The following is a 22,135-nucleotide window of genomic DNA, read 5'->3' on the forward strand; positions in this document are numbered from 1 at the left end:
TCTCCCGTGCTGTTCGGAGCGTTGCGGCCATTCGATCACGGCGAGCGGGCGCGGCGCGGTGCCGGGGCGTTCCGCGGCGTCTCAGGCGGCGCCGCGGAAGAGGCGCCGGTACGCCTGCGGGGTCGCGCCGCGCCGCTTGAGGAAGTGGTGCCGCAGCGTCGCCGCGCTGCCGAAGCCGGTCCGCGCGGCCACCGAGTCGACCGTCATCGCGGTCTCCTCCAGCAGTTCCTGCGCCGCCAGCACCCGCTGGGCGACCAGCCATTCGTACGGCGTCGTGCCCGTCTCCTGCTGGAACTTGCGGGCGAACGTGCGCTGCGACATGCGCGCGTACGCCGCCATCTGCTCGATCGTCACGTCGTTGGCCAGGTTGTCCTGGAGCCAGTCGAGGGTGGCCTGCATCTGACTGCACTCGGGGGAGGCGAGGGGCCGCGCCACGTACTGTGCCTGCCCGCCGTCTCGGTGCGGTGGTACGACCATGCGGCGCGCGATGGTGTTGGCGACCCGGCTGCCGTTCTCCTGCCGCACGATGTGCAGGCAGGCGTCGATGCCGGCCGCGGTCCCGGCGCCGGTCACGACCCCGCGGTCCTCGATGTAGAGGACGTCCGGCCGGACCCGGGCGGCCGGGTGCCGACGGGCCAGGAGCTCGGCGTACATCCAATGGGTGGTGCAGTCGCGGCCGTCGAGCAGGCCGGCGGCGCCGAGCATGAACGCGCCCGAGCACATGCTGAGCACGCGCGCACCGCGGTCCACGGCCTCGCGGAGTGCGCCCAGCAGCCCCTCCGATTCCGGGTCGTCCTCGGCGCGTACGCCGGACGCCGGGACCACCACCAGGTCGGCGGCGGCGATGCGTTCGAGCCCGTGCTCGACCAGGATCGAGAAGCCGCTCGCGGTCGGCACGCCGCCGGGCTCGGGGGTGGCGACCGCGAAGTCGTAGACCGGCAGCCCGTGGTCGCTCCGGTCGATGCCGAAGACCTCGCAGGCGACGCCGAGTTCGAAGGGATGCACGCCGGGGACGGCCACCGTGACGACATTTTGCAGCATGCCGGACACTCTGCCAGACCGGTCGAAGTTTTGGCAGTATCTTGTCAGAAAATGGCAGTCCTGCCACTCGCTGCGTGGGTCCGCCGACGGCACCCTGGATACATGACGACGACGATGATCCTCCTCGGAGCCCCCGCAGTCCTCGCCCTCCTGGGCTACCTCGCCGCCAACGGCCGCGTCGCCGACAGCCGCGACGGGCGCGACTGGCAACCCGGCCACGGGCCCGCGTACTTGCCCTCCGATACGTCGGACGCGGCCGAAGCCAGAGCATCCGGACGCGGCGGCGGCAAGAACCTCCTCGCCCGCCGCGTGTTCGGCTCCCGCCAGGTCGAGTTCGTGGCCGTGACGCGCGACCGCGACGAGCAGGGCACTCTCGTCTGACGCGTGGCCGGAGCGCCGCCGACCGACAGCGCGCCGACCGAGAGTGCCACCGACCGAAGACGCCGCCGAGATCCGCCGGTCCCCGAATCGGGGACCGGCGGATCTCGGCGGTTCTCGGTGTTTCTGACGACTTGCCCGGGCGGGTGCCCGGGGCGACGTCGCGGATCAGCCGCTGACGACCGCGCGCAGGCTCTCCTTGAGCGAGCCCATGGTGGCCAGGACCGCCGTCGGCTCGTACCCGCAGTGGGCCATGCAGTTGTCGCAGCGCGGGTCCTTGCCGCGCCCGAAGTTGTCCCACTCGGTGGTCTCGATGAGCTCCTTGTACGTCTCCACGTACCCGTCGCCCATCAGGTAGCACGGCTGCTGCCAACCGAGCAGCGAGTAGGACGGGATCGCCCACGGCGTGCACTCGAACTCCCGCTTGCCCTCCAGGAAGTCCAGGAAAAGCGCGGAGTGGTTGAGCCGCCACTTCTTGCGCTTGCCGTCGGAGAACGCCTCGCGGAACATCGCGCGGGTCTGCTCGACGCCGAGGAACCGGTTCTGGATCGGCGCCTTCTCGTACGCGTACCCGGGCGAGATCTGCATGCGGTCGACCTTGAGGTCGTCGTTGAGGTAGTCGAGCACCTCGCGCACCGACTCGGGCGAGTCGGTGTTGAAGAACGTGCTGTTCGTGAAGACCTGGAAGCCGGCGTCCTTGGCCATCTTGATGGCCGCGACGGCCTCCTTGAACACGCCCTCCTTCGCGACCGCCTGGTCGTGGCGCTCCTCAAGTCCGTCGAGGTGGACCATCCAGGCGAAGTTGCGGCTGGGCTTGAACTTGTGCAGGTGCTTGGGCAGCAGCACCGCGTTGGTGCACAGCACCACGAACTTCTTGCGGTCCAGCAGCGCCTGGACGATCTTGTCGATGTCCTTGTGCATCAGCGGCTCGCCGCCCGCGAGCGAGACCATCGGCGCGCCGCACTCCTCGACCGCCGCGACGACCTGCTCGACGGGCATGCGCTTCTTGAGGACGTCGTGCGGCTGCTGGATCTTCCCGCAGCCCCCGCACTTGAGGTTGCACGCGAACAGCGGCTCGATCTCCACGATCATCGTGAACTTGTCGTTGCGCTTGATCTTCTGCTTGACGAGATGCGTACCGATCTTCGCGGCCAGGTTCAGCGGCAGACCCATAGTTCTTCCTCGCCCCTCTCGGCACAGTCCGGGCCTGCGTGGATGCCCGACACTCACCGGTTGCTGTCGACATCAACATACACGCTGTATGTCTCGAACCCGTTGTACGTCTGTCACACCTCGGGTCCAACGTGTCGCAGATACGCCAGAACCCTTGCCAGGCCCGGACTGTTCCCACTCGCGGCCGGGCGACACGCCGTACCCGGGGCCCGGGATGCGGCCTCGGGAGGTCCGGAATGCGTTCCAGGCGCTCGTATCGTGCGGGTATTTCGTGAACCGCCGCAGGTCACAGCGTGGCATCCGCATGTCAGGCTTGGGGCGATGCAGTCTGTATGTCTCGGGAGCGTTGTATGTCAGTCACCCGTCGGGCCCAGCACGTCGCCGACACCCGCGACGCGCTCGTGACGGCCGCCCGCGAGCTGTTCGCCGAGCGCGGCTACACGGGCACCGGCACCGAGGAGATCGTCGCCCGCGCCCGGGTGACGCGCGGCGCGCTCTACCACCACTTCCGGGACAAGAAGGCACTCTTCCGCGCGGTCATGGACAGCGTCGCCGCCGAGGCCGCGGAGGCCCTGGTCAGCCACGAGCTGCGACACGCGCAGGAGCGGCCGGACGAGCCGTGGGACCAACTGCGCCACGGCTTCCAGTCGTTCCTCGACGTGTGCACGACCGGGGACTTCCAGCGCATCGTGCTCATCGACGGCCCGGCGGTGCTGGGCCAGGACGTGTGGGACACGCTGGTCGCCGAACACGGCCACGGCCTGCTCGCGGAGTGGCTGCGCAAGGCCATGGCGAACGGCGAGATCGACGAACTGCCGGTCGCCCCGCTCGCCCGCCTGCTGGCCGCGCTGATCTCCGAGGCGAGCCTGTACACCGCGCGCGCCGACGACCCGGACATCGCCCGCCGCGAGGCGGGTGCGGTGGTGGACCGGGTGCTGGCGGGGCTGCGGAGCGGGGCCGGCGGGTAGATCGGACGCCGCGGGCGCGCGATCCTGGCCGGAACGCGCAGCGGGGAGTACGTTCGGCGTCGTTGCCGTCATACGTCGGACGGGGTGATGCGGACCGATCGCGGATCGGCACGTACCGTCGTAGCCATGACCTCCCGCGCCCTGCTGAACCCGCGTACCAACGGCCAAGCCGTCCTGCTTGTGCTCGTCGGCGCGGCGTCGATCCAGTTCGGCGCGGCCTTCGCGGCCAAGCTGTTCCCGCGGGTCGGTCCCGAGGGCGCGGTCACGCTGCGCCTGGTGATCGCCGCCGTGGTCATGCTCGCGGTGATCCGGCCCAAAGTACGCGGCCGTTCGCGCGCCGACCTGGCCACCGTCGTCGGGCTGGGCGTCGCGCTCGGCGGCATGAACCTGTGCTTCTACGAGGCGATCGCGCGCCTCCCGCTCGGGCCTGCGGTGACGCTGGAGTTCCTGGGGCCGCTCGGCCTCGCGGTGGTGCTGTCACGGCGGCTGCGCGACCTGTTCTGGATCGTGCTCGCCGCGATCGGGGTGCTGATGCTCGGCGAGGGCGGGTTCTCGGGGCTGGACGGCGTGGGTGTCGCGTACGTCTTCGCGGCCGCCGGGTTCTGGGCGGCGTACATCATGATCGCGACCAGGACCGCGCGGACGTTCAAGGGCGTCGACGGGCTCGCGCTGGCGATGGCGGTCGCCGCGGTCCTGGTGCTGCCGTTCGGCGTCGTCGGCGCGGGGACGTCGCTGGTCGAGCCGGGCGCGCTGGGATTCGGGCTCGTCGTGGCGCTGATGTCGTCCGTGGTGCCGTACTCGTGCGAGATGCTGGCGATGAAGCGGCTGTCGGCTGGGACCTTCGGGCTGCTCGCCAGCCTGGAGCCCGCGGTGGCGGCCCTGGCGGGGCTGGTCGTCCTGAGCCAGACGCTGGAACTCATCCAGGTCGCCGGGATTCTGCTCGTCGTGGCGGCGAGCGCCGGAGTGACGATCAGCCAGACAACCGAGTCGGCGGGGCCTTCGTCGGCGTCCGGAGGCGAGCCGTCGGGTCGCGAACCGGACGCGGCCGAGGACAGGGGATCGGCACGCTCAGAGGGATTGACCACCGGGGAAGCGACGGTCGAGGAGCTAACCGGGGGCCTGCCGCCGCAGCCCTAGGAGGGCTGTCCGGCGCGGGAGGGCTGTCTAGGTGTATTGACCCATAGCGTTGTATATCCGGCTGATGGGTGGGTTGCCTGCGAGTGCGGTGCGGCCGCGGTGGTGGTTGCAGGTGGAAGGGGTCGAGTGCGTCGACGCGTTCCTGGTTGCCGGTATAGGGCCGCAGGTAGGCCCATTCGTCGAGCAGGGTGCACGGCACCGAACGACGAGAACCGGCAAACCCTTGCGGCCACCGCACTAGTGCGCCGGGGCGTCGGCCGCGCCGACGACGCGGCGGAACAGCGCCTGCACGCCTGACTTGACCTGCTCCTCGCCGGCCTCGGGGTCGACGGCGTGGTGGCAGGGGCCGACGTACGCGTGCAGCAGGAAGTCGGCGGTCAACTCCCCGTCGAGGACGGTGAACTCGCCCGCCTCCGTACCCCCGCGCAGCAGGCGCAGCAGCAGGTCGCGGGCACCGCCCAGCGGTTCCGGGCCGCCGCCGAGCTCGTGGAAGAGCACGTGGTAGAGCCGCCGGTGGCGCAGCTCGGTGTGCACCCACTCCGCGACCAGCGCGTCCAGGCGCTCGGCCCAGCCCACCGACGGGTCGTCCAGGAGTGCGGCGGGCCCCTCCAGCATGCGGTCCCAGACCTCGGCCTGGAGGGCGGCGATCAGCGCCTGCTTGGAATCGAAGTAGAGGTAGACGGTGCCCTTGGCGACACCCGCCCGGTCGGCGACACGGCTGATGGTGAGCGCGTCGTGGCCGGTCTCCAGCAGCAGGTCGGCGACCGCGGTGAGGATCTGGCGGCGGCGTACGTCCGGCGGCTGGAAGCGGCCGGCGGCGGTGTCCGGCTCGGTGCTGGGACTCACGGGGACTCCTTCGGTACTGCGGTGCGACCGAGCATGCCACGGCTCCACGGCCTTGAGCCGAACCCCCTCGCCCGGGCCCGCTGGCGGTGCGGGTCCGCCCGGGGGCCGCGCGGCGGTCGGTCGTCCCGCTCACCACGAGCGGTCGCGGCGAGTTGACGAATGACCGTGAGTCACTAGTATGACTCTTGGTCAGTCAAATGACCAGTGGTCATAATTCGGGCGGTCTGGGCGAGACGCGAGACACGACACGTGAGTCGAAGGAGAGCACCATGGCGACCAGCAGGCAGGAACCGCAGCCGTTGCAGTCGGAAGGGCCGCGCGGGCTGGACCGCGGTGAGGCGTCCGACCGTCCCGTGGTCCCGGACGCCCACTACGACGTCGCGATCGTCGGCGGCGGCCCGGCGGGTCTCAGTGCCGCCATCGCCGCGACGCGGATGATGCAGCGCAGCGTCGTGATCGAGTCCGCCGCGCCGCCGCGCAACGCCGCTTCGCACGGCGCCCACGGTCTCATCGGGCTCGACACGAGCACGCCGGCCGAGGTGCGCCGGGCCGCCTGGGCCGATCTCGACCGCTACGGCCTCGCGCTGCGCCGCGAAGCGGACGTCACCGACGTACGGGTGGATCCCGGCGGGGGCTTCCTCGTCGACGTCGCCCGTCCCGGCGCGGTGGACGATGCCGATCCGGGGGTTCGGCGGGCGACGTTGTGGGCGCGGGACGTCATCCTCGCCACCGGCGTCGTCGACGTGCACCCCGATATTCCGGGGTTCGCGGAGTGCTGGGCGCAGACCGTGATCCACTGCCCGTTCTGCGTCGGGTGGGAGAACCGGGACCGCAGGTGGGGGATCGTCGCCCACGAGCCGGACCACGCGATCATGACGGCCCGGGCGTTCCGCGCCTGGTCGGGTGACATTCTCGGCATCGTGCCGCCGGACATGCCACGGCTGGACGAGGTGCGGGCGGCGTACAAGGAGGCGGGCAACGAGCTGATCGAGGCGCGCGTCACCGGGCTGCGGCACCGCGACGGCTCCCTGCACACGGTCGAACTTGACGACGGCCGCACCCTCGACCGCCAGACGCTCGTCTGGCACCTGGAGCAGAAGCCGGTCCCGCTCGTGGCCCGGCTCGCCGAGACGCTCGGGCTCGCGGTCGACAAGGGCGGATTCGTCACCGTCGACGCCGAGCGGCGCACCAACGTGCCCGGGCTGTACGCGGCGGGCGACCTCATCGTGCCGATGGGCCAGAGCGTGCTGAGCTCGGTGGCGGCCGGGGGCGAGGCGGCCGCGGCGATCGGGCGCGCGCGGATGTTCGCCGCCGACGAGTAGCCTCGCGGGACATGCGGCACATCGATCGGGAGGCGGCATCAGCATGGCGGACAACACAGCGGACGGCATCGCGGGCGACACGGCGGCACCGGGTGCGTACGCGGGGCGGATCGGCCTGTGGGAGCGCTTCGACCGCTTCGGCGCCGAACCGGACGTCGGCGCGGCGGCGGCCGAGGCGGAGGCGCTGGGCTACGCCACGCTGTGGATCGGCGGGGCGTTCCCCGGCCACCTTTTCGAGAACGCGGAGAAGGTGTTGGCCGCCACGTCGCGCCTGACGTTCGCGTCCGGGATCCTCAACATCCGGATGTTCCCGATCGAGGAGACGCTGGCCGGACTCGCCCGGCTGGACAAGGTCGACCCGGACCGGTTCATCCTCGGACTGGGCGTCAGCCACGAGGAGTTCATGCGCCAGGAGGGCGAGGAGTACGTCCCGCCGCTGGCCGCGATGCGGGCGTACCTCGACGCGCTCGACGCCGCCGGCATCGGTGACGACCGGCGCGTGCTCGCAGCGCTCGGCCCGAAGATGCTGCGCCTCGCCGCGGAGCGCAGCGCAGGAGCGCACCCGTACTTCACCACGCCGGCGCACACCGCCGAGGCCCGCACTTTGCTCGGCGCCGACCCCTACCTCGCACCCGAGCAGAAGGTGATCCTGGAGACGGACGCAGCCGCCGCACGCGGCCTCGCCCGCGAAGCCATGGGTATGTACCTCGGCCTCGCCAACTACCGCAACAGCCTCAAGCGCCTGGGCTTCACCGACGAGGACCTCGCCGACGGCGGCAGCGACCGCCTCGTCGACGCCATCGTCGCCTGGGGCGACGAAGAAGCGGTGGCCGCCCGGGTCCACGAACACCTCTCCGCCGGCGCCGACCAGGTGGCCGTCCACATCCTCCCCACCACCCCAGGAGCCACCCCCTTGCCCCGAACAGAATGGCGCCGCCTGGCCCCGGCACTCCTGGCCTGACGACCACAACCCCGGCAACAAACCACCACCGCGGCAGCCTTCGCCGCACCGGGCGAAGGCTGGGTCGTGTCCGTCGGATCTTTGTGCCGCTCCCGGTTTGTGGTGCCGTGCGTCGCTCGCCGGGCCTGGCGGCCCGCGCAAGCGCAGGCCCGAAGCTCGTACTTGCTCGTACTCGCAAAGGGCTGCAAAGCCGCGAGGCGCGGTGTCCAGGGGCACCGCGAGGCGGGCTGTCCAGGGACCGTGAGCGGCGCAAGGATCCGGCCGACGCGGCCCAGGGCTGCGGCGGCAGGCCCCGGTCAGCTCGTCGACCGTCGCTTCCTCGGGCGACCGCCGCCCTTGCCAGGCGTGTGGGCGCTCTGCGGACCGGCGGCCGCACCGCGCGTCTGTCGTCCCCACAGCCACCGTGTCGCCCAGCACTTCCCCCGGCCACCGTGCCGGCCCAACCCCACCCACGGCCACCGTGCCGGCCCAGCACCCCGCGGCCACGGCATGCCCCTGCTCGGCGGTTCTCGGGGCGGGAGGGGCCATCCGGTGGTGGCAGGATGGTCGCATGTCAGCGCAGGCCGCGGTTCCGACGGCAGGTTGTGTGGGGGATACGTGCAGTTCCTGTTGATCGCTCATGACGGAGTCGACGAGGCGGCGGCTGGACGGCGTCTCGCGGCTCGCGAGGCGCATATCAAGCTCGGTGACGAGATGGTCGCTGCCGGGCGCATGCGGTTCGGCACGGCGGTCCTGGACGACGAGGGCCGGATGATCGGTTCGATGTTGGTTCTGGACTTCCCGAGTCGTGCCGAACTGGACGGCTGGCTTGCCGTCGAGCCCTACATGACCGGCGGGGTCTGGGAAAGTGTCGACATCCGACCGTGCGCGGTGGGCCCGTCGTTTCGCGGCATGACCGCCTCGGCGAGGAACTGAGGCGGCTAACCGGACCACCCGCCCCGGCGCGCCGCCCACGAGCAGGTGATCGATCCGATCCCGGTTCGGCGACTCCTGAACGGGGATGTGGCATTTATGCCCATTGCTCCCGAACCCGTGCTCGGACTGGTCAAGCGGCGCAACGAGCCCGTCGTGGTGCGCACCCTCCGCAGCACGGTCGCCGCCGTGCTCGCCTTCGTGGTCGCCCAATGGCTGTCCGGCAACCCGGCGCCGCTGCTCGCGCCGCTGACCGCGCTGCTTGTCGTCCAGGTCACCCTGTACTCGACGCTCACCACCGGCGTCCGCCGGATGTTCAGCGTCCTGATCGGTGTGCTCATCGCCGTCGGGTTCGTGGAACTGGTCGACCTCACGTGGTGGAGCCTCGGCAGCCTCATCCTCGCCTCGCTCGTCGCCGGACACTTGCTGCGCGTCGACCCCTTCGTCGAGGAGGTGGCGATCAGCGCGATGCTCGTGCTGGGCGTCGGCAGCCTGCACGCCGCGCACTCCACCGCCGCCGGGCGCGTCGGCGAAACGCTGATCGGCGTCGCCGTCGGCATGCTCTTCAACCTCGTGTACGCCCCGCCTGTCTTCGTCCAGCCCGCCGGGGAGGCGATCGAAGACCTCAGCAACCGCCTACGCGACCTGCTTGCACGCATGGGTGGAGAGCTTCGCGGCGGCGCGTCGCGCGAACACGCCGACGAGTGGCTCAAGGAGGCCCGCGTACTCGACGGGGACATCGTCCAGGTCGACGGCGCACTCGCGCAGGCCGAGGAGAGCCTGCGGCTCAACCCGCGAGCTGCCCGGCACGCCCTGCACGCCGGGATCGTGTTGCGCAGCGGGCTCGACACGCTCGAACACTGCACGGTCACCATGCGGTCCGTCTGCCGCGGCCTCGCCGACCTGACCCAGGAGTCCGGGCGGTACGAGAACGTCTATCCCGCCGACGTCGCCGAATCCCTCGACAATTTGCTGCGTCACCTCGCCGACGCGGTCGGCAACTTCGGCCGCATGGTGACGGCCGAGGTCACCGCCCGCGCGGAGGAGGCTGAGACGCAGCTCGCCACCGCGCTGGCCGAGGCCCGCGCCGACCGCGACCACACCGCGCATCTGCTCCGCGCCGAGACCGAATACGAGCCGGACACCTGGGAGTTGCACGGGACGCTGCTCGCCAGCGTGGACCAGATGCTCGACGAGCTCGACGTCGACAAGCGCGTGGAACCGCGGCTCGCGGCCAGCAAGCACACCCGCCGCAGCAAGAGTCGGGCCGCCCGGCACCTGAAGCGTCTTCGCCGGGTGCGCGACAACCGCCCCGAGAACCGCACGGACAACCGCTACATCCACCGTCCGGGCACCACGCGGATGAGCAGTTCGGCCGACCGGCAGGCCGCGCGGGGACCGGCCCGCGACATGCCGCGCTGACGCGGCTCACGGGCCCACGGGCTCACGGGCTCACGGGCTCACGGGCCCAAAGGTCCAAGGACTCACGCGCTCACGCGACCCGCAGGCCGCGGTGTCAGTAAATGCCGCGCTGACGCGGCCCACGGGCTCACGGGCCCTCGGGCCCATGGGCCTGCGGGCCCACCGGACCCGCAGTCCGCGGCCTCAGTTCGCGTGAGGTCAGGTTCCCTTCGGTGTCGCGCGGTCAACTCACCAGCAGTGACCAAGCGACCAAGGGCAGGCAGCGCGGAGTCCGGGTGGGGGGCAGAGCCATCGGCCCCGGCACGCTCCACAAGGTCTTCGCCGCGGATCTCCCGCCCAGACGCGGGCAGCCGACGGACGACCCGCGTGTGTTCGCCGCCGCCTGAACGGACGCCCGATGGTGCGTTCAGCACCGGCCTGCGCAGGCTCAGGCCGTGCCGGTCAAGGCGGCCAACCCGGTCTTCCACGGGCCGACGGTGGCGAACAACGCGCCCATGGCCTCAAGGGCCGGACCATGGCGGTCCGGCGGCGCGCTGGTGCAGTCCTCGGCGACGTGGACGTCGTAGTCGAGTTGGCTGGCGGTACGCACCGTCGATTCAACGCAGAAGTTGGTCATGACTCCGGCGACCAGGAGTTGTCGGACGCCCAAAGCCCGCAAGACGACTTCGAGATCCGTGTAGAGAAACGCGTCGAAGCGGTTTTTGTCGATGACGGGATCGTGGTCGGCCGGGGTGAGCTCATCGAGGACCTGCACGTCCCAACTTGACGGCGCCATCGGGCTGACGCCCTCCGGGAACGGCTCACGAAGCTTCGGCGGCAGGTCCAGCAGATCGGCCCGCCAGGTATGCCGGGTATAGACGACGGGCAGCCCTGCGGCGCGCGCGGAATCCAGCAGCGCCACCTGTTCGGCCACCACGGCGTCCATATTCGGCAGCATCCCCACGTAGCGGGCCACAGAGCCCGTAGGACGGCAGAAGCCGTTCTGCATATCGACGACAAGCACAGCAGCCGTCACGGCGTCCTCCTGATCAAGACCCCCGAACCTTTGGCCACTAGAACATAACTCCGGGCGCGAGGACGGGCTCGCGGCGTTCCGCCTTGCAGAACAGTCAAAGGACGCGACGCGCGGCACCGTGTCGCCGACATTGTTCAAGCGACGTCCGCGTGTTCCGCATGACAGAAAAGCCGGAAGGCCGTCGGAAACCCGGCGTTATGTTCGTCGCCCGGATCGAGTCGCAACGATTCGCTCATTCCTCCCGGGAGCTTTCATGATCCCGTTCCTGCTGCGCCGTGTCGTGTGGATGCTGCCGACACTTCTCGGGGTGTCGGTCGTCGTCTTCGTGACCGTGAAACTGATCCCGGGCGATCCCGTCGCCGCCATGGCCGGTCCGGGAGCGACCCCCGAGGCGGTGGCTGACCTCAAAGCCCGTCTTGCCCTCGACTCGCCCGCTCACGAACAGTACTTCGCGTGGCTCGGCCACGCAGTGACCGGAGACCTGGGCGAAAGCATCACCCACCACCAGGAGACCCGCCCGCTGGTCTGGGACGCCTTCGTCAACACGGCCGTGCTCACCGGCCTGGCCGCGTTGTTCGCCGCAATCCTCGGGGTCGGTCTCGGCGTCCTCGGGGCGGTCCGGCCCCGCGGCCTGATCGGACGCCTGTGCTCGGCCACCGCGGTCACCGCGGTCTCCGCGCCCCAGTACTCCGTGGCGCTGGTGTTCATGACCTACCTCGCCTTGCGCACGGGCTGGTTCCCCGTCAGCGGCATGCACTCGGTGGGCGAGACCGGCATCGCCGACCTGCTCCACCACGCCTTTCTGCCCGCCCTGACGGCATCACTCGTGTGCGCCGGGGTGCTCGCGCGGATGTGCCGTGCCACCCTCCTCGACACCATGTCCGAGGACTTCGTGGAGGCGTTGCGCGCCCGGGGCCTGCCCGAGCGCCGGGTCGTCGCCCACGCGCTGCACAACACGGTTCCCTCCCTGCTCACCGTCGCGGGGCTGCAACTCGGCTACCTCGTCGGCGGAGTCGTCTTCGTCGAGACCGTGTTTTCCTGGCCGGGCATCGGGCTGCTGGTCTACCAAAGCATCTCGACCCGCGACCTGCCCGTCATCCAGGCCGGCGTCCTCCTCACCGCCGTCGCGCTCGTGGTCGCCAACCTCCTCGTGGACGCCGCCCGCGCCCTCCTGGACCCACGCCTGCGCAAGGCATGAACTCCCCGTCACGGCACGCCCCTTCGCCCGGAAGAGCCGCCATGTCCGATCTTGCCCTCACCTCTGTCCTCGACCCGGACCCGGCAACGACCTCGCCCCAGCCGGCCGGCGCACCCGCCTCTGGGATTCGTCGCCGCCGAATCCCCACTGCTCTGTTTGTCTGGGGGGCCGCGGCCGCGCTGCTCGTCCTCGTCGCAGCCATCGGGCCGTGGCTGGTGGGCGACACCCACACCAGCCACGTGGAAAGCCGCCTCCGAGGCATCGGTGAAGACGGCCACTGGCTGGGCACCGACGGTCAGGGCCGCGACGTCTTGGCACGCGTCGTCGCCGGCGCCCGCCCCAGTCTGGTTGCGGGGCTGGTACCAGTGCTCGTCGCCGGCGTGCTGGGCACCGCGCTCGGCGTCGCGGCAGGAATGGCGCGGCGCACCGTCCACACACTGGTCATGCGCGGGCTCGACGTCCTGTACGCGTTCCCCGCCATCCTGTTGGCCATCGCCATCTCGGCGGCCCTCGGCAGCGGAGTCGCAAACGCCGTCATCGCGCTCTCCATCGTGCTGATTCCTCCCGTGGCCCGCGTCGCCGAAGCAGAGACGGTGCGCTTGACCGGGATGAACTTCATGGACAGCGCCTTCGCCTCCGGAGCCGGACGCGCAACCATCGCCCTGCGGCAGGTGATGCCCAACCTCCTGCCGGTGATCGTCGTGTACTGCACGACGCTGGCCGGCATGGCCGTCGTCTTTGCGGCCGGCCTGTCCTTCCTGGGTCTCGGCGTCGCCCCGCCGAACGCCGAATGGGGCCTGATGGTCGGCGATCTGCGCAACTACGTCTTCGCCGAACCGGCGCTGTCCCTGGTGCCCGCCGCAGCCATCCTTCTCGCCTCGGTCACCTTCAACGCCCTCGGGGACGCCCTCCGGGACCACCTCGACGTCCGCAAGGAGGTCTTCGCATGACCGGCACACCCGTGCTGAGCGTCGAGCACCTGTCGACCTCTTTCGCTCGCCGCGGCGGTACCCGCAGCGTCGTGCACGACGTCTCCTTCGACGTCGCCGCCGGCGGCACTCTCGTCATCCTCGGCGAAAGCGGCAGCGGCAAGTCCGTCACCGTCCGCTCGATCCTCGGCTTGTACGGTCGGCGCGCCTCCCACACCGGCAGCGTCCGACTGAACGGCGCCGAAATCCTCGGCACGCCGACCAGGGGTCTGCTGGGCCGCCGCATGAGCCTCGTCCCCCAGGACCCGGCCGGAGCCCTCGACCCGATGCGGTCCGTCGGCTCCCAGATCCGTGAAGTGCTGCGCGTCCACGGCATGGCCGCGTCGCGCCGGGAGGCCCGGCGCCGCACCGTCGAACTCCTGCGCACGGTCGGCATACCGGACCCCGAGAACGCCGTGCGCCGTCGTCCACACGAGCTGTCCGGCGGCATGCGCCAGCGCGTCGTCATCGCCCTCGCCGTGGCCTGCGAACCCGACGTGCTCATCGCCGACGAACCCACCTCCGCCCTCGACGTCAGCGTCCAGGCGCAGATACTCGCCCTGTTCGTCGATCTCCGCGAGCGGCTCGGCACCGCCCTGGTCGTCGTCACCCACGACGTGGCCGTCGCCGCCGACCTCGGAGGACACGTCGCGGTGATGTACGCCGGACGCATCGTCGAACACGGACCCACCCGCGACGCCCTCGCCCGACCGAGCCACCCCTACACCGCGGGACTGCTGGCCTGCATCCCGCGCCCGGGCACCCACCGCGGGCAACTCCCCACGTTGCCCGGCCGCCCTCCTGTCCCCGCCCAGGAGTTCGCAGGCTGCGCCTTCGTGCCGCGCTGCCCCTCCGCCCGATCCCAATGCGAAGAAGCCGTGCCGCCGTCGGTCGAGGTCGCTCCTGGACACACAGCCGCGTGCCCGGTGGCAGCCGGAAGAGTCAAGGAGGTCATCGCGTGACCGCCACCCTGCTGAGCGCCGCCGGTCTGACCAAGACCTACCGAGGCGGTGTCCAGGCCGTACGCGAGGTGTCCTTCTCGGTCGCCCGCGGAGAAACGCTCGGCATCGTGGGGGAGTCGGGCTGCGGAAAGTCCACCACCGCCAAGATGCTGCTCCGCCTGGTCGACGCGGACAGCGGCACCATCACCTTCGACGGCGCCGACATCACCAAAGCCCGCGGCCGCGCCCTGCGTTCCCTGCGTGCCCGCATCCAGGTCGTCCCCCAGGACCCGCGGACAAGCCTCAACCCTCGGCTGCGCATCGCCGACTCGGTCGAGTTCAACCTCCGCGCCCAGGGCGTCCCGCGCGGTGAACGGCCGGCCCGCGTACGCGATCTGCTCGGCCGGGTCGGCATCAACCGCGGCTACGACGCCGCCTACCCCCATGAGCTCTCGGGCGGCCAACTCCAGCGAGTGGCCATCGCACGCGCTTTGGTCTCACGTCCGGACCTGGTCGTCTGCGACGAACCGGTCAGCGCCCTGGACAAGAGTGTGCAGGCCCAGGTCCTCAACCTGATGGCCGACCTCCAGAGCGAGCTGGGTGTCGCCTACGTCTTCATCAGCCACGACCTGTCCGTCGTCGAGCATGTGGCGGACCGCGTCGCCGTGATGTACTCCGGCCGCATCGTGGAGGAGGCACCAACCGAGGACCTGTGGCGCACCCCGCGCCACCCCTACACCCGTGCGCTGCTGGCCTCCGGAAGTCCCGCCACCTCCGACAGCGCGCTCCTGCGTGGCGATCCTCCGTCGCCGACCGCGTCGCCGCCGGGCTGCTCCTTCCATCAGCGCTGCCCGTCTGCCGATCAGGGCTGCACCACCAGGCGTCCGGACCTGTCACCCACCGAGGCCGGGCACCTGGTCGCGTGCTTGAAGGAAGTGAGCTCATGAGACGCCACCGCATCCGCTCCCTCGTGCTCGCCCTGACCCTCGCCGCGGCGGCCACGTTCACCTCGGCGTGCGCCGAGACCGGGGCGTCGTCCTCGGGGCGCCCAGGCGTGCTCACGGTCGCGATGACAGCGAGCGAGATCCCCCATCTCGACTCCGCGCTGTCGTTCAACCAGGGCTACGAGGGCCTGCGTTTCGTCGGGTTCCAGATCTACGACGGCCTGACGCGGTACGACCTGTCGCGGGGCGACGCCGCCCCGTCCGTCGTTCCCGGCCTCGCCGAATCCTGGGAACTCGAACCGTCGGGAACCGCGTGGATCTTCCGGCTCCGGCACGGCGTCACCTTCACCGACGGAACGCCCTTCGACGCCGACGCCGTCGTCTTCAACTTCGACCGTCACATCAACAAGGAGAGCCCGCACTACTACCCGCAGCTTGCCGGCCAGTCGACCCTGTCGGTCTCCGGCATCAAGGCGTACACCAAAATCGACAGTCACACGGTCCGCATCGAGACCAACGGGCCCTGGTCACACCTGCCCGGCGATCTCACCACCGTCTTCATGGCCTCCCCGACCGCGGTGCGCGAACACGGCAACCCGGGTTTCGCCGCGCATCCGGTCGGCACGGGGCCGTTCAAGTTCCACTCCGTGAAACGCGGCCAGGAGCTGATCCTCGACGCCAACCCCGAATACTGGCGCGGCGCTCCCAAGCTCTCCCGCCTCGTCCTGCGTCCCATGCCCGACGAACTCGCGAGGGTCGCCGCATTGCGCGCCGGCGAGGTGAACTGGATCGAAGCCCCCAGTCCGGACAACGTCCCGCCGCTGCGCGACCTCGGTTATCAGACCTTCGCCAACGCCTACGACCACGTCTGGCCTTGGATTCTGGACACTACGCACGGCCCGTTGAAGGACCCTCGAGTGCGCCGCGCGATGAACCTGGCGATCAACCGCGACCAGATGACCAGCGCACTGTTGCGCGGCACGGCGGACGCGGCCCGGCAACTCGCGCCTCGCGCCAGCACCGCGCACGAGCCGGAAAACGACGCGTTCACGTACGACCCCGCCCAGGCGAAGGCACTGCTGGCCGAAGCCGGATACCCGCACGGGTTTTCGATGTCCGTCTCCTATCCGACGGGCGGCTCCGGGAACATGTACCCCGGTGCCATGAACGAAGCGCTGCGCAGTGACCTCGCGGCCGTCGGGATCCGCGTCGAACTCAAGCCGATCGAATGGGCCGCACTGCTCGCCGCGTTCCTGAGCGGACGCATTCCCGACGACGCGAACGCCCTGAACATGTCTCTCACGTTCGTCCAGGAACTCATGTGGGGCACCGTCTTCAACAGCAACAGCCCGCTCAACGTCGGCCGCTACAAGAACCCCGAGGTCGACAGGCTCCTCGGCACCGCGTCCGCGACGTTCGACCCCGAGGAACGCGCGCGAGTTTACGCGTCCGTCGCACGCATCCTCGACCGTGACGCGGCGTGGCTGGTCGTGGTCAACGACCGCAACCCCCGGGCCCTGGCAGCCAACGTGCACGGCTTCGTCGAACCGCAGTCGTGGTTCGTGGACCTGACGACCGTGACGGTGAACTGAATACGCGTTCTCGCGTGGCTCTCGCGCCGAAACTCGTGGTGCGACCCTCGACGCAGCGGGCCTGGGCAGGGCGACCCGCCGAAGCCGACCATGTCGGCCGTGGTGGTTGACCTCCGGCGCTCCGGCTCTGGAGTGATCGGCCGTGGTGGTTGACCCCCGGCGCCCGAGAGAGTCGTCAGCCCTCGTGTTCGGTCGTCGAGGCGATCCACGATGCCACCTGGGTTCGCGAGGTGAATCCCAGCTTGGTCAGGATGTGTTCGACGTGTGTCTCGGCCGTGCGCGGGGAGATGACCAACTGCTCCGCGATCTCCCGATTGCTCTTTCCCTCCGCCACGAGAGCGGCGATCTGAGTCTCCCGCCGGGTCAGAGGCGTGTGTCTGCTCTGCTCAGCAGGCTCCGGCCCGCCACGGACGGGCCCTTCTCGCAAGGCATAGGCGACTGCCTCACCCGCGGACATGTGCGTTCCCGAGCGATAGATCTCCGTGAACCTGGCATCCCCCAGGGCTTTGCGCAGTTCGCTCTCGCAGTCTTGGTGGTAGCCGATGAGATGCGTGAGGCCGGCCAGGGACGTACGCGTGAGGGTCCAGAGCGATCGGGCGCACCCCAGGAGCCGGGCCCCGCGCTCGTGGTCTCCTTGAGCCGTCGAGATCCAGGCGAGAGCCTCGGTGCCCAGGGCATAGCCTCGCCGGTCCTGGACGGTCCTGTGCGATTTGAGGCTTTCGGTGACGAGTTCTGCCGCGCGCGGGAGTAGGCGCCGCCGCCATTCTTCGTAGCCTGCGAGCCACAACAGATATGCCTTTGACCAAGCCATGCCCCTGCGGTCGCAGATCGCCAACGCCTGTTCGCAGAAGTCGCGAGCCTCGTCGTCGCCGCGCCAGGACGCCTCCAAGCCCAGGTAGAAGAGGGTGAGGACAATCGCGCCGTCGTCACCGGCCGTGCGATGGCCGCGCAGTGCCTCTGCCAGGAGCGGACGGGCACGCGCTGCGTCGCCGTGGTACAAGGCGGTGATGCCGGATACCCGAGCGACGTGGGCCTGGCCCGGCACGTCATGCGTTGTTTCGGCGATGACCTGGGCTTCGCTCAGCATTTCGGTCGCCGCGGCCAGGTCGCCCTGGAGGGACGCCACCCACGCCGCGGCCCACAGGCCCTTGACGCGGACGGCGTCGCCAGTGGGGTGTGCTTCCAAACCCCTGCCCAGCCAGTGGCCCGCCTCTCCCAGCGCCAAGCCGAGCCAGTAGTCCTTGATGGACGCGGCGAATGCCAGGGCGTCCCCGGAGGCGCTCGGGGATTCGAGGCTGAAGTCGATGGCGGACCGGATGTCGGGAAGCTCCGCCCGCAATCGCTGGTGCCACCGGACTTGGCCGGGACCGGGGAACTCCCGTTCGGCCGTGGCGGCAACATCCATGTAGTAGTCCCGGTGCCTGCCCCGTTGCCATCGGTCTCTTCCCGTCTCGACCAATCGCTCCAGACCGTACTGCCGGAGCGTCTCCAGCATCCGGTACCGGGCGTGCGGCGCGGGATCCGGTAGGCGCAGCAGGATCGACTGGTCGATGAGCGACGCCACGAGTTCCAGGGTCTGCTGCTCTTCGATCCCGTCCCCGGCACAGACGGACTGCGCCGCGTCGAGGTCGAAATCGCCGCTGAACACCGACGCATGCGCCCAGAAGAGCCGTTCCCGGGGCGTGCACAGGTCGTAGCTCCAGTCCACTGCCGCACGCAGGGTCTGCTGACGGCTGGTCGCCGTTCGGCTTCCCGTGGTCAGGAGGGCGAAGCGGTCGTCCAGTCGGGCGTGCAGGTCATCCAGGCTGAGTGCCCGCAGGCGAACCGCGGCCAGTTCGATCGCCAAGGGGATGCCGTCGAGCCGCCGGCACACGCCCAGGACGGTGTCGCGGTTGCGGGTGGTGACGCGGAACTCCGGTTGAACCGCCGCCGCCCGTGCCTCGAAGAGGTCCACGGCTTCGCTGCGGGATGTGGGGTCGCCGTTCGAGGGCAGCGACAGCGGCGGAACCGGCATGACGCGCTCGCCCGTGATGCCCAACGGCTGGCGGCTGGTGGCGAGCAGGCGTACCCCTGGCAGGTCGCGCAGGAGGTCGGTCGCCAGCACCGCGCACTCTTGGAGGAGGTGTTCGCAGTTGTCCAGGACGAGCAGCACGTGTTTGTGGGCCAGGTGCTCTCTCAGCGCCGCCGCGCCCGCGCCAGGGGTCGCGTCCTGCATTCCCATGGCAGCGGCCACCGTGCGGGCCAGCAGCGCGCCATCGTTGAGCGAGGCGAGCTCGACGAGCCACACTCCGTCCTGAAACGCGCGCCCCGACTCCGCGGCGATCGTCAATCCGAGCCGCGTTTTTCCGACGCCGCCGGGGCCGACCAACGTCAGCATCCGCGTTTGGGTGAGGGACTGGCGTGCGTGGGCGAGCTCCGCGCGGCGGCCGATGAATTCGGTGACGTCCGCGGGCAGGTTTCCCCGTCGTCGCTCCCGCCCGCTCGTGGCCGCCACGGCGGCTCACCCCTTCCGTGCAGACGCAGGCAGCAGGCGTCGCCGACGCGACGTCCACTTCCACGATACGACGGTTCCGCGCCGTGGTCGGGACGGCGCGCACATGCGTAGTCACGTACGTAATGCGCCGGATGTGCTCGTACCTTCACCAAGGCCACATTGGAGAGGTCAGAAGCCGGAATCCATGGAGGTGGGACGCATGAACGCCGACAACGGCACCCAGTGGTCGAGCCAGGTGAACTGCAAGCTGCACGCGGCCGTCGTGGCGCTGGACGATCGGTCCGCGCACGAACTGCGCCATGAGCTGGTGGCATGGCTCCGCGCGCATGTGGACGACGACGCGACGCAACTCGCCTCGCTGCTCGCCGGAGAACTGCTGGCGAACGTCAGCAAACACGCCCGGCCACCCCGCGGAGGGCCGCCCAACGTGGCGCTGGCCGCATATGTCTGTTCCGGACAACTCGTGGTCGAGGTAAGCGACCCGGATCCGAGACCGCCTGTGCGGCGCACGGCCCGCGGAGACGACGAGAGCGGCCGCGGCCTGGGGCTGCTCGACGGGTTCGCGACGGCGTGGGGAACCCACCCGGACGCAACCGGCAAGACCGTTTGGTTTGCCGTGCCTGCACCCACCGGTCTCAGCTCCCGGGTCGGGAGCTCCGGGCACGAGTGCCGTTGCACCGGTGCCGACGAGCGCCGAAGCCTCGCGTTGCAGCGGAGCGTCGCGTGAACGAGCCCGCCGGATCGTGCCGGTCGGGCGCGGCGGGGGAGCGTCGGCCGATGGCGCCGGCGAGCCCGGGTCTCGGCGGTCGCCCGTTCCCAACCCCCACACTCTGGTCCGCCAACTAGTTGCGACTCGCACGGAGAGCCGCTGGTCGAGCTCGGGTATGCCGATGTGGGCACCATCTTCACCACATCGAGGATTGCCACGTGCACCGCCGGCCCACCCCACACTCGTCACCGAGGTCGCGGGCACCCTTGTCGGCGCCGGCGACGACATCGTCGGGCCACCCGAGACCCAAGCGCTCGACCGGGAAGTGGAGTTGGTGGTCGTCGTCGGGTCGGCGCCGAGCTTGCCACCGACGCTCGGACAATCGCGTACGAGCACATCCACGGCGGCCGAGTCACGCTGGCGTCCCGTGCCGTGAACGAGGCAAGTGTGGTGACCGCACCCGATGGCCTGCGCTCCGTCGCGCGCACGTCGAAGTCGCGCGCACGTCGAATTGCGGAAACAGGCGGCCGTTTTCGAGTCGCCGAACGGCCTCGACGGAGCAGCGGACCGGGGGACGGCGGCGCGATGTGCGTCGCGTGCGCACCCCGCGCCGGCCGCGGCTGTGCGCGCGGCCGGTTGACTGGGCGACACAGGAGTTGGGGTCGCATGCAGGTGGTCTGCGCATGCGACCCGTTCCCCGCGCCGGGTGGATTCCGGCGAAGTCGTCCTGTTGGCTATGCGGTTCCCATGACCAGGGAGGCCCGGCGATCGTCGGTGAGGTGGTCCACGCCCGCGAACAGGGCCTTGCGGTCTCCGGCGGGCGGGTAGATGAGCTTCCGGTTGATCTGGGTCTTGAGTTCCTTGGCCTCCTGCCCGGTCATCGCCACGGTGCGTTCCCATCCAGAGGTGAACACCGCGCCGGCCCCGCCCAGATCGAGGCAGGTGACGTACGGCACCGGCGCGAAATCCGTCGCCGCCCGAGGGAGGCCCAGCATGACCGCGGCGGCGTTGTGACCGGCGTGCTTGCCCATCGCGTGCGCGTGCTGGCAGCTCTGCATGGCGTAGAACCCTGGTTCGATCTCGACGGCTGCGGTGTCTCCCGCGGCGTAGACATCGGAGACGCCGACGACGCGCAACTGCTTGTCGACCTGAAGCCGTCCGAGGTGGTCACGACGGGCGGGGATCTGCGAGGTCAGCTCGCTCGCCAGCATGCCCGCGGTCCAGACCACGGTGGAGGCGGGGATCATCGTGCCGTCGGACAGCGCGACCTCGGTGCGGGTGACGTACTGCACGGTGGCGTTGAGCACCGTCTCGATGGACAGTTCGGCGAGAGCACGTTCTATGACCGGTCGCGGCCCCGTGCCCAGTTCGGGACCGACGACGGAGGCACGGTCCACCAGAACCACACGCACCTGGTCCGGCGAGGCTGCGACTGCCCGGAGACGGGCGACGAGCTCCGTCGCGACCTCAAGGCCGGTGAATCCGGCGCCGATCACGACGGCGGTGAACCGGCCCTCATCCGCGGGCTGCTGCGGGAGTTGCCGGATGTGGTCGTGCAGACGCGCGGCGGCGGGGAGGGTGTCGACGTCGAACAGATGGTCGGCCCCGCGAAGTGCGGGACGCACGAGCGCACTTCCGCATGCGACGATCAGCTTGTCGTATGCCTGTGTCGCCTCCGTGCCGTCGGAGCGCCGCACGGTGACGGTCCGGCGCCCCACGTCTACGGACTGGACCCGGGCGGGGAGATGGTGGGCATCCACGGGTCCCAGGATGTCGGCGAGCGCCACGCGCATCTTTGCGGGTTCGTCCTCGTAGAGCCGCGGGCGGATCACCAGGTCCGGTTCGGGAGAAACCAGGGTGATGGTGAGGTCTCCCTCGTCGGCGCCGGCCTCGGCGCGGAGCCGCGCCGCGGAGACGGCGCTCCAGACCCCCGCGAAGCCTCCGCCGATGACAACAAGTTGGGACATGATGCTCCTCGGTGCGCTGCGGTTCCGATCTGCGCCCACGCGAGCGGGTCTTCCCAGGATTCGATCCAGGGGCCGACGGCGGCGCAGCGATGGCTGGTCGAAACCCTAGGTCTGGTGCGGTGCCGGATATGACACGTTCTGCTATGG

General features: G+C 70.3%; 20 protein-coding genes and 2 pseudogenes. 15 read left to right on the forward strand and 7 right to left on the reverse strand.

All coding sequences use genetic code 11. From position 1 onward, the window contains the following. Nucleotides 1-81: 81 nt before the first annotated feature. The gene (locus ACRX5S_RS10155) at nucleotides 82-1,041 is read right to left on the reverse strand and encodes a helix-turn-helix domain-containing protein (RefSeq protein WP_436772497.1); all 960 of its coding nucleotides are present in this window, start codon (nucleotides 1,039-1,041) and stop codon (nucleotides 82-84) included. Nucleotides 1,042-1,143: 102 nt separating this feature from the next. On the opposite strand from ACRX5S_RS10155, the gene ACRX5S_RS10160 reads away from it, so the two are divergent. Next, nucleotides 1,144-1,422 carry a hypothetical protein gene (locus ACRX5S_RS10160; RefSeq protein WP_436772498.1) on the forward strand — a complete coding sequence of 93 codons (279 nt, stop codon included), beginning with the start codon at nucleotides 1,144-1,146 and terminating at the stop codon, nucleotides 1,420-1,422. Nucleotides 1,423-1,587: 165 nt separating this feature from the next. Here ACRX5S_RS10160 and hpnH read toward each other — a convergent pair whose 3' ends face one another. Continuing rightward, a complete protein-coding gene (hpnH, locus tag ACRX5S_RS10165) occupies nucleotides 1,588-2,592 on the reverse strand; it encodes an adenosyl-hopene transferase HpnH (protein ID WP_436772499.1) in 1,005 nt (334 codons plus the stop codon). A gap of 350 nt (nucleotides 2,593-2,942) precedes the next feature. Between hpnH and ACRX5S_RS10170 the strand changes: the two genes are divergently transcribed. Further along, entirely contained in the window at nucleotides 2,943-3,560 is a 618-nt protein-coding gene (locus tag ACRX5S_RS10170; protein WP_436772500.1) for a TetR/AcrR family transcriptional regulator, read from the forward strand. A 126-nt stretch (nucleotides 3,561-3,686) separates the two neighbouring features. Beyond that, entirely contained in the window at nucleotides 3,687-4,697 is a 1,011-nt protein-coding gene (locus tag ACRX5S_RS10175; protein ID WP_436772501.1) for an EamA family transporter, read from the forward strand. Nucleotides 4,698-4,724: 27 nt separating this feature from the next. Here ACRX5S_RS10175 and ACRX5S_RS10180 read toward each other — a convergent pair. Continuing rightward, nucleotides 4,725-4,887, reverse strand: a pseudogene (locus ACRX5S_RS10180) (IS481 family transposase); the annotation flags it as partial. Between the two features lie 47 nt (nucleotides 4,888-4,934). Beyond that, complete coding sequence (locus tag ACRX5S_RS10185; RefSeq protein ID WP_436772502.1) at nucleotides 4,935-5,543, reverse strand: TetR/AcrR family transcriptional regulator; 609 nt, start codon at nucleotides 5,541-5,543, stop codon at nucleotides 4,935-4,937. A gap of 269 nt (nucleotides 5,544-5,812) precedes the next feature. Here ACRX5S_RS10185 and ACRX5S_RS10190 point away from each other — a divergent pair, with 269 nt between their 5' ends. The 4 genes from ACRX5S_RS10190 (at nucleotide 5,813) to ACRX5S_RS10205 (ending at nucleotide 10,160) form a co-directional block, all read left to right on the forward strand. Beyond that, entirely contained in the window at nucleotides 5,813-6,865 is a 1,053-nt protein-coding gene (locus ACRX5S_RS10190) for an FAD-dependent oxidoreductase (protein WP_436772503.1), read from the forward strand. Nucleotides 6,866-6,908: 43 nt separating this feature from the next. Beyond that, complete coding sequence (locus ACRX5S_RS10195) at nucleotides 6,909-7,826, forward strand: LLM class F420-dependent oxidoreductase (protein WP_436772504.1); 918 nt, start codon at nucleotides 6,909-6,911, stop codon at nucleotides 7,824-7,826. A gap of 597 nt (nucleotides 7,827-8,423) precedes the next feature. Further along, the gene (locus ACRX5S_RS10200; protein WP_436772505.1) at nucleotides 8,424-8,741 is read left to right on the forward strand and encodes a YciI family protein; all 318 of its coding nucleotides are present in this window, start codon (nucleotides 8,424-8,426) and stop codon (nucleotides 8,739-8,741) included. 96 nt (nucleotides 8,742-8,837) lie between these two features. After that, complete coding sequence (locus ACRX5S_RS10205; RefSeq protein WP_436772506.1) at nucleotides 8,838-10,160, forward strand: FUSC family protein; 1,323 nt, start codon at nucleotides 8,838-8,840, stop codon at nucleotides 10,158-10,160. Nucleotides 10,161-10,587: 427 nt separating this feature from the next. Here ACRX5S_RS10205 and ACRX5S_RS10210 read toward each other — a convergent pair whose 3' ends face one another. Beyond that, nucleotides 10,588-11,175: a cysteine hydrolase family protein gene (locus tag ACRX5S_RS10210; RefSeq protein WP_436772507.1), complete on the reverse strand. Its 588-nt coding sequence runs from the start codon at nucleotides 11,173-11,175 to the stop codon at nucleotides 10,588-10,590. 253 nt (nucleotides 11,176-11,428) lie between these two features. Between ACRX5S_RS10210 and ACRX5S_RS10215 the strand changes: the two genes are divergently transcribed. The 5 genes from ACRX5S_RS10215 to ACRX5S_RS10235 are packed head-to-tail and all read left to right on the forward strand — an operon-like array spanning nucleotide 11,429 to nucleotide 16,818. After that, the gene (locus ACRX5S_RS10215) at nucleotides 11,429-12,373 is read left to right on the forward strand and encodes an ABC transporter permease (RefSeq protein ID WP_436772508.1); all 945 of its coding nucleotides are present in this window, start codon (nucleotides 11,429-11,431) and stop codon (nucleotides 12,371-12,373) included. A gap of 41 nt (nucleotides 12,374-12,414) precedes the next feature. Continuing rightward, entirely contained in the window at nucleotides 12,415-13,323 is a 909-nt protein-coding gene (locus ACRX5S_RS10220; RefSeq protein ID WP_436772509.1) for an ABC transporter permease, read from the forward strand. Continuing rightward, entirely contained in the window at nucleotides 13,320-14,303 is a 984-nt protein-coding gene (locus ACRX5S_RS10225) for an ABC transporter ATP-binding protein (RefSeq protein WP_436772510.1), read from the forward strand. The genes ACRX5S_RS10220 and ACRX5S_RS10225 overlap by 4 nt, the downstream gene beginning before the upstream one ends. Continuing rightward, on the forward strand, nucleotides 14,300-15,229 hold the full coding sequence (locus ACRX5S_RS10230) for an ABC transporter ATP-binding protein (RefSeq protein ID WP_436772511.1): 930 nt from the start codon (nucleotides 14,300-14,302) through the stop codon (nucleotides 15,227-15,229). Before ACRX5S_RS10225 ends, ACRX5S_RS10230 begins: the two co-directional genes overlap by 4 nt. Then, a complete protein-coding gene (locus ACRX5S_RS10235; RefSeq protein ID WP_436772512.1) occupies nucleotides 15,226-16,818 on the forward strand; it encodes an ABC transporter substrate-binding protein in 1,593 nt (530 codons plus the stop codon). The genes ACRX5S_RS10230 and ACRX5S_RS10235 overlap by 4 nt, the downstream gene beginning before the upstream one ends. A 175-nt stretch (nucleotides 16,819-16,993) precedes the next feature. Here ACRX5S_RS10235 and ACRX5S_RS10240 read toward each other — a convergent pair whose 3' ends face one another. After that, nucleotides 16,994-19,312, reverse strand: a complete 2,319-nt coding sequence (locus ACRX5S_RS10240; protein ID WP_436772513.1) for an ATP-binding protein — start codon at nucleotides 19,310-19,312, stop codon at nucleotides 16,994-16,996. A gap of 199 nt (nucleotides 19,313-19,511) precedes the next feature. On the opposite strand from ACRX5S_RS10240, the gene ACRX5S_RS10245 reads away from it, so the two are divergent. The 3 genes and pseudogenes from ACRX5S_RS10245 to ACRX5S_RS10255 all read left to right on the forward strand — a co-directional run bounded on the left by ACRX5S_RS10245 (nucleotide 19,512) and on the right by ACRX5S_RS10255 (nucleotide 20,457). Beyond that, on the forward strand, nucleotides 19,512-20,039 hold the full coding sequence (locus tag ACRX5S_RS10245) for an ATP-binding protein (RefSeq protein WP_436772514.1): 528 nt from the start codon (nucleotides 19,512-19,514) through the stop codon (nucleotides 20,037-20,039). Further along, nucleotides 20,038-20,152, forward strand: a pseudogene (locus ACRX5S_RS10250) (cupin domain-containing protein); the annotation flags it as partial. The gene ACRX5S_RS10245 and the pseudogene ACRX5S_RS10250, both read left to right, overlap by 2 nt. A 50-nt stretch (nucleotides 20,153-20,202) precedes the next feature. Beyond that, nucleotides 20,203-20,457, forward strand: coding sequence for a fumarylacetoacetate hydrolase family protein (locus ACRX5S_RS10255; RefSeq protein WP_436772515.1), 255 nt, complete (start codon nucleotides 20,203-20,205; stop codon nucleotides 20,455-20,457). Between the two features lie 298 nt (nucleotides 20,458-20,755). Here the strand turns inward: ACRX5S_RS10255 and ACRX5S_RS10260 are convergent, their stop codons facing one another. Next, nucleotides 20,756-21,988: an NAD(P)/FAD-dependent oxidoreductase gene (locus ACRX5S_RS10260; RefSeq protein WP_436772516.1), complete on the reverse strand. Its 1,233-nt coding sequence runs from the start codon at nucleotides 21,986-21,988 to the stop codon at nucleotides 20,756-20,758. Between the last annotated feature and the right edge of the window lie 147 nt (nucleotides 21,989-22,135).

Source organism: Yinghuangia sp. YIM S09857, from assembly GCF_051388915.1.
Classification (GTDB): domain Bacteria; phylum Actinomycetota; class Actinomycetes; order Streptomycetales; family Streptomycetaceae; genus Yinghuangia.

What these genes read in the sequence shown, in the direction of transcription:
- ACRX5S_RS10155 (WP_436772497.1), bottom strand. Translation starts at nt 1,041, where the DNA reads ATGCTGCAAAATGTCGTCACGGTGGCCGTCCCCGGCGTGCATCCCTTC.
- ACRX5S_RS10160 (WP_436772498.1), top strand. Translation starts at nt 1,144, where the DNA reads ATGACGACGACGATGATCCTCCTCGGAGCCCCCGCAGTCCTCGCCCTC.
- hpnH (WP_436772499.1), bottom strand. Translation starts at nt 2,592, where the DNA reads ATGGGTCTGCCGCTGAACCTGGCCGCGAAGATCGGTACGCATCTCGTC.
- ACRX5S_RS10170 (WP_436772500.1), top strand. Translation starts at nt 2,943, where the DNA reads ATGTCAGTCACCCGTCGGGCCCAGCACGTCGCCGACACCCGCGACGCG.
- ACRX5S_RS10175 (WP_436772501.1), top strand. Translation starts at nt 3,687, where the DNA reads ATGACCTCCCGCGCCCTGCTGAACCCGCGTACCAACGGCCAAGCCGTC.
- ACRX5S_RS10190 (WP_436772503.1), top strand. Translation starts at nt 5,813, where the DNA reads ATGGCGACCAGCAGGCAGGAACCGCAGCCGTTGCAGTCGGAAGGGCCG.
- ACRX5S_RS10195 (WP_436772504.1), top strand. Translation starts at nt 6,909, where the DNA reads ATGGCGGACAACACAGCGGACGGCATCGCGGGCGACACGGCGGCACCG.
- ACRX5S_RS10205 (WP_436772506.1), top strand. Translation starts at nt 8,838, where the DNA reads ATGCCCATTGCTCCCGAACCCGTGCTCGGACTGGTCAAGCGGCGCAAC.
- ACRX5S_RS10215 (WP_436772508.1), top strand. Translation starts at nt 11,429, where the DNA reads ATGATCCCGTTCCTGCTGCGCCGTGTCGTGTGGATGCTGCCGACACTT.
- ACRX5S_RS10220 (WP_436772509.1), top strand. Translation starts at nt 12,415, where the DNA reads ATGTCCGATCTTGCCCTCACCTCTGTCCTCGACCCGGACCCGGCAACG.
- ACRX5S_RS10225 (WP_436772510.1), top strand. Translation starts at nt 13,320, where the DNA reads ATGACCGGCACACCCGTGCTGAGCGTCGAGCACCTGTCGACCTCTTTC.
- ACRX5S_RS10235 (WP_436772512.1), top strand. Translation starts at nt 15,226, where the DNA reads ATGAGACGCCACCGCATCCGCTCCCTCGTGCTCGCCCTGACCCTCGCC.
- ACRX5S_RS10245 (WP_436772514.1), top strand. Translation starts at nt 19,512, where the DNA reads ATGAACGCCGACAACGGCACCCAGTGGTCGAGCCAGGTGAACTGCAAG.
- ACRX5S_RS10255 (WP_436772515.1), top strand. Translation starts at nt 20,203, where the DNA reads ATGTGGGCACCATCTTCACCACATCGAGGATTGCCACGTGCACCGCCG.
- ACRX5S_RS10260 (WP_436772516.1), bottom strand. Translation starts at nt 21,988, where the DNA reads ATGTCCCAACTTGTTGTCATCGGCGGAGGCTTCGCGGGGGTCTGGAGC.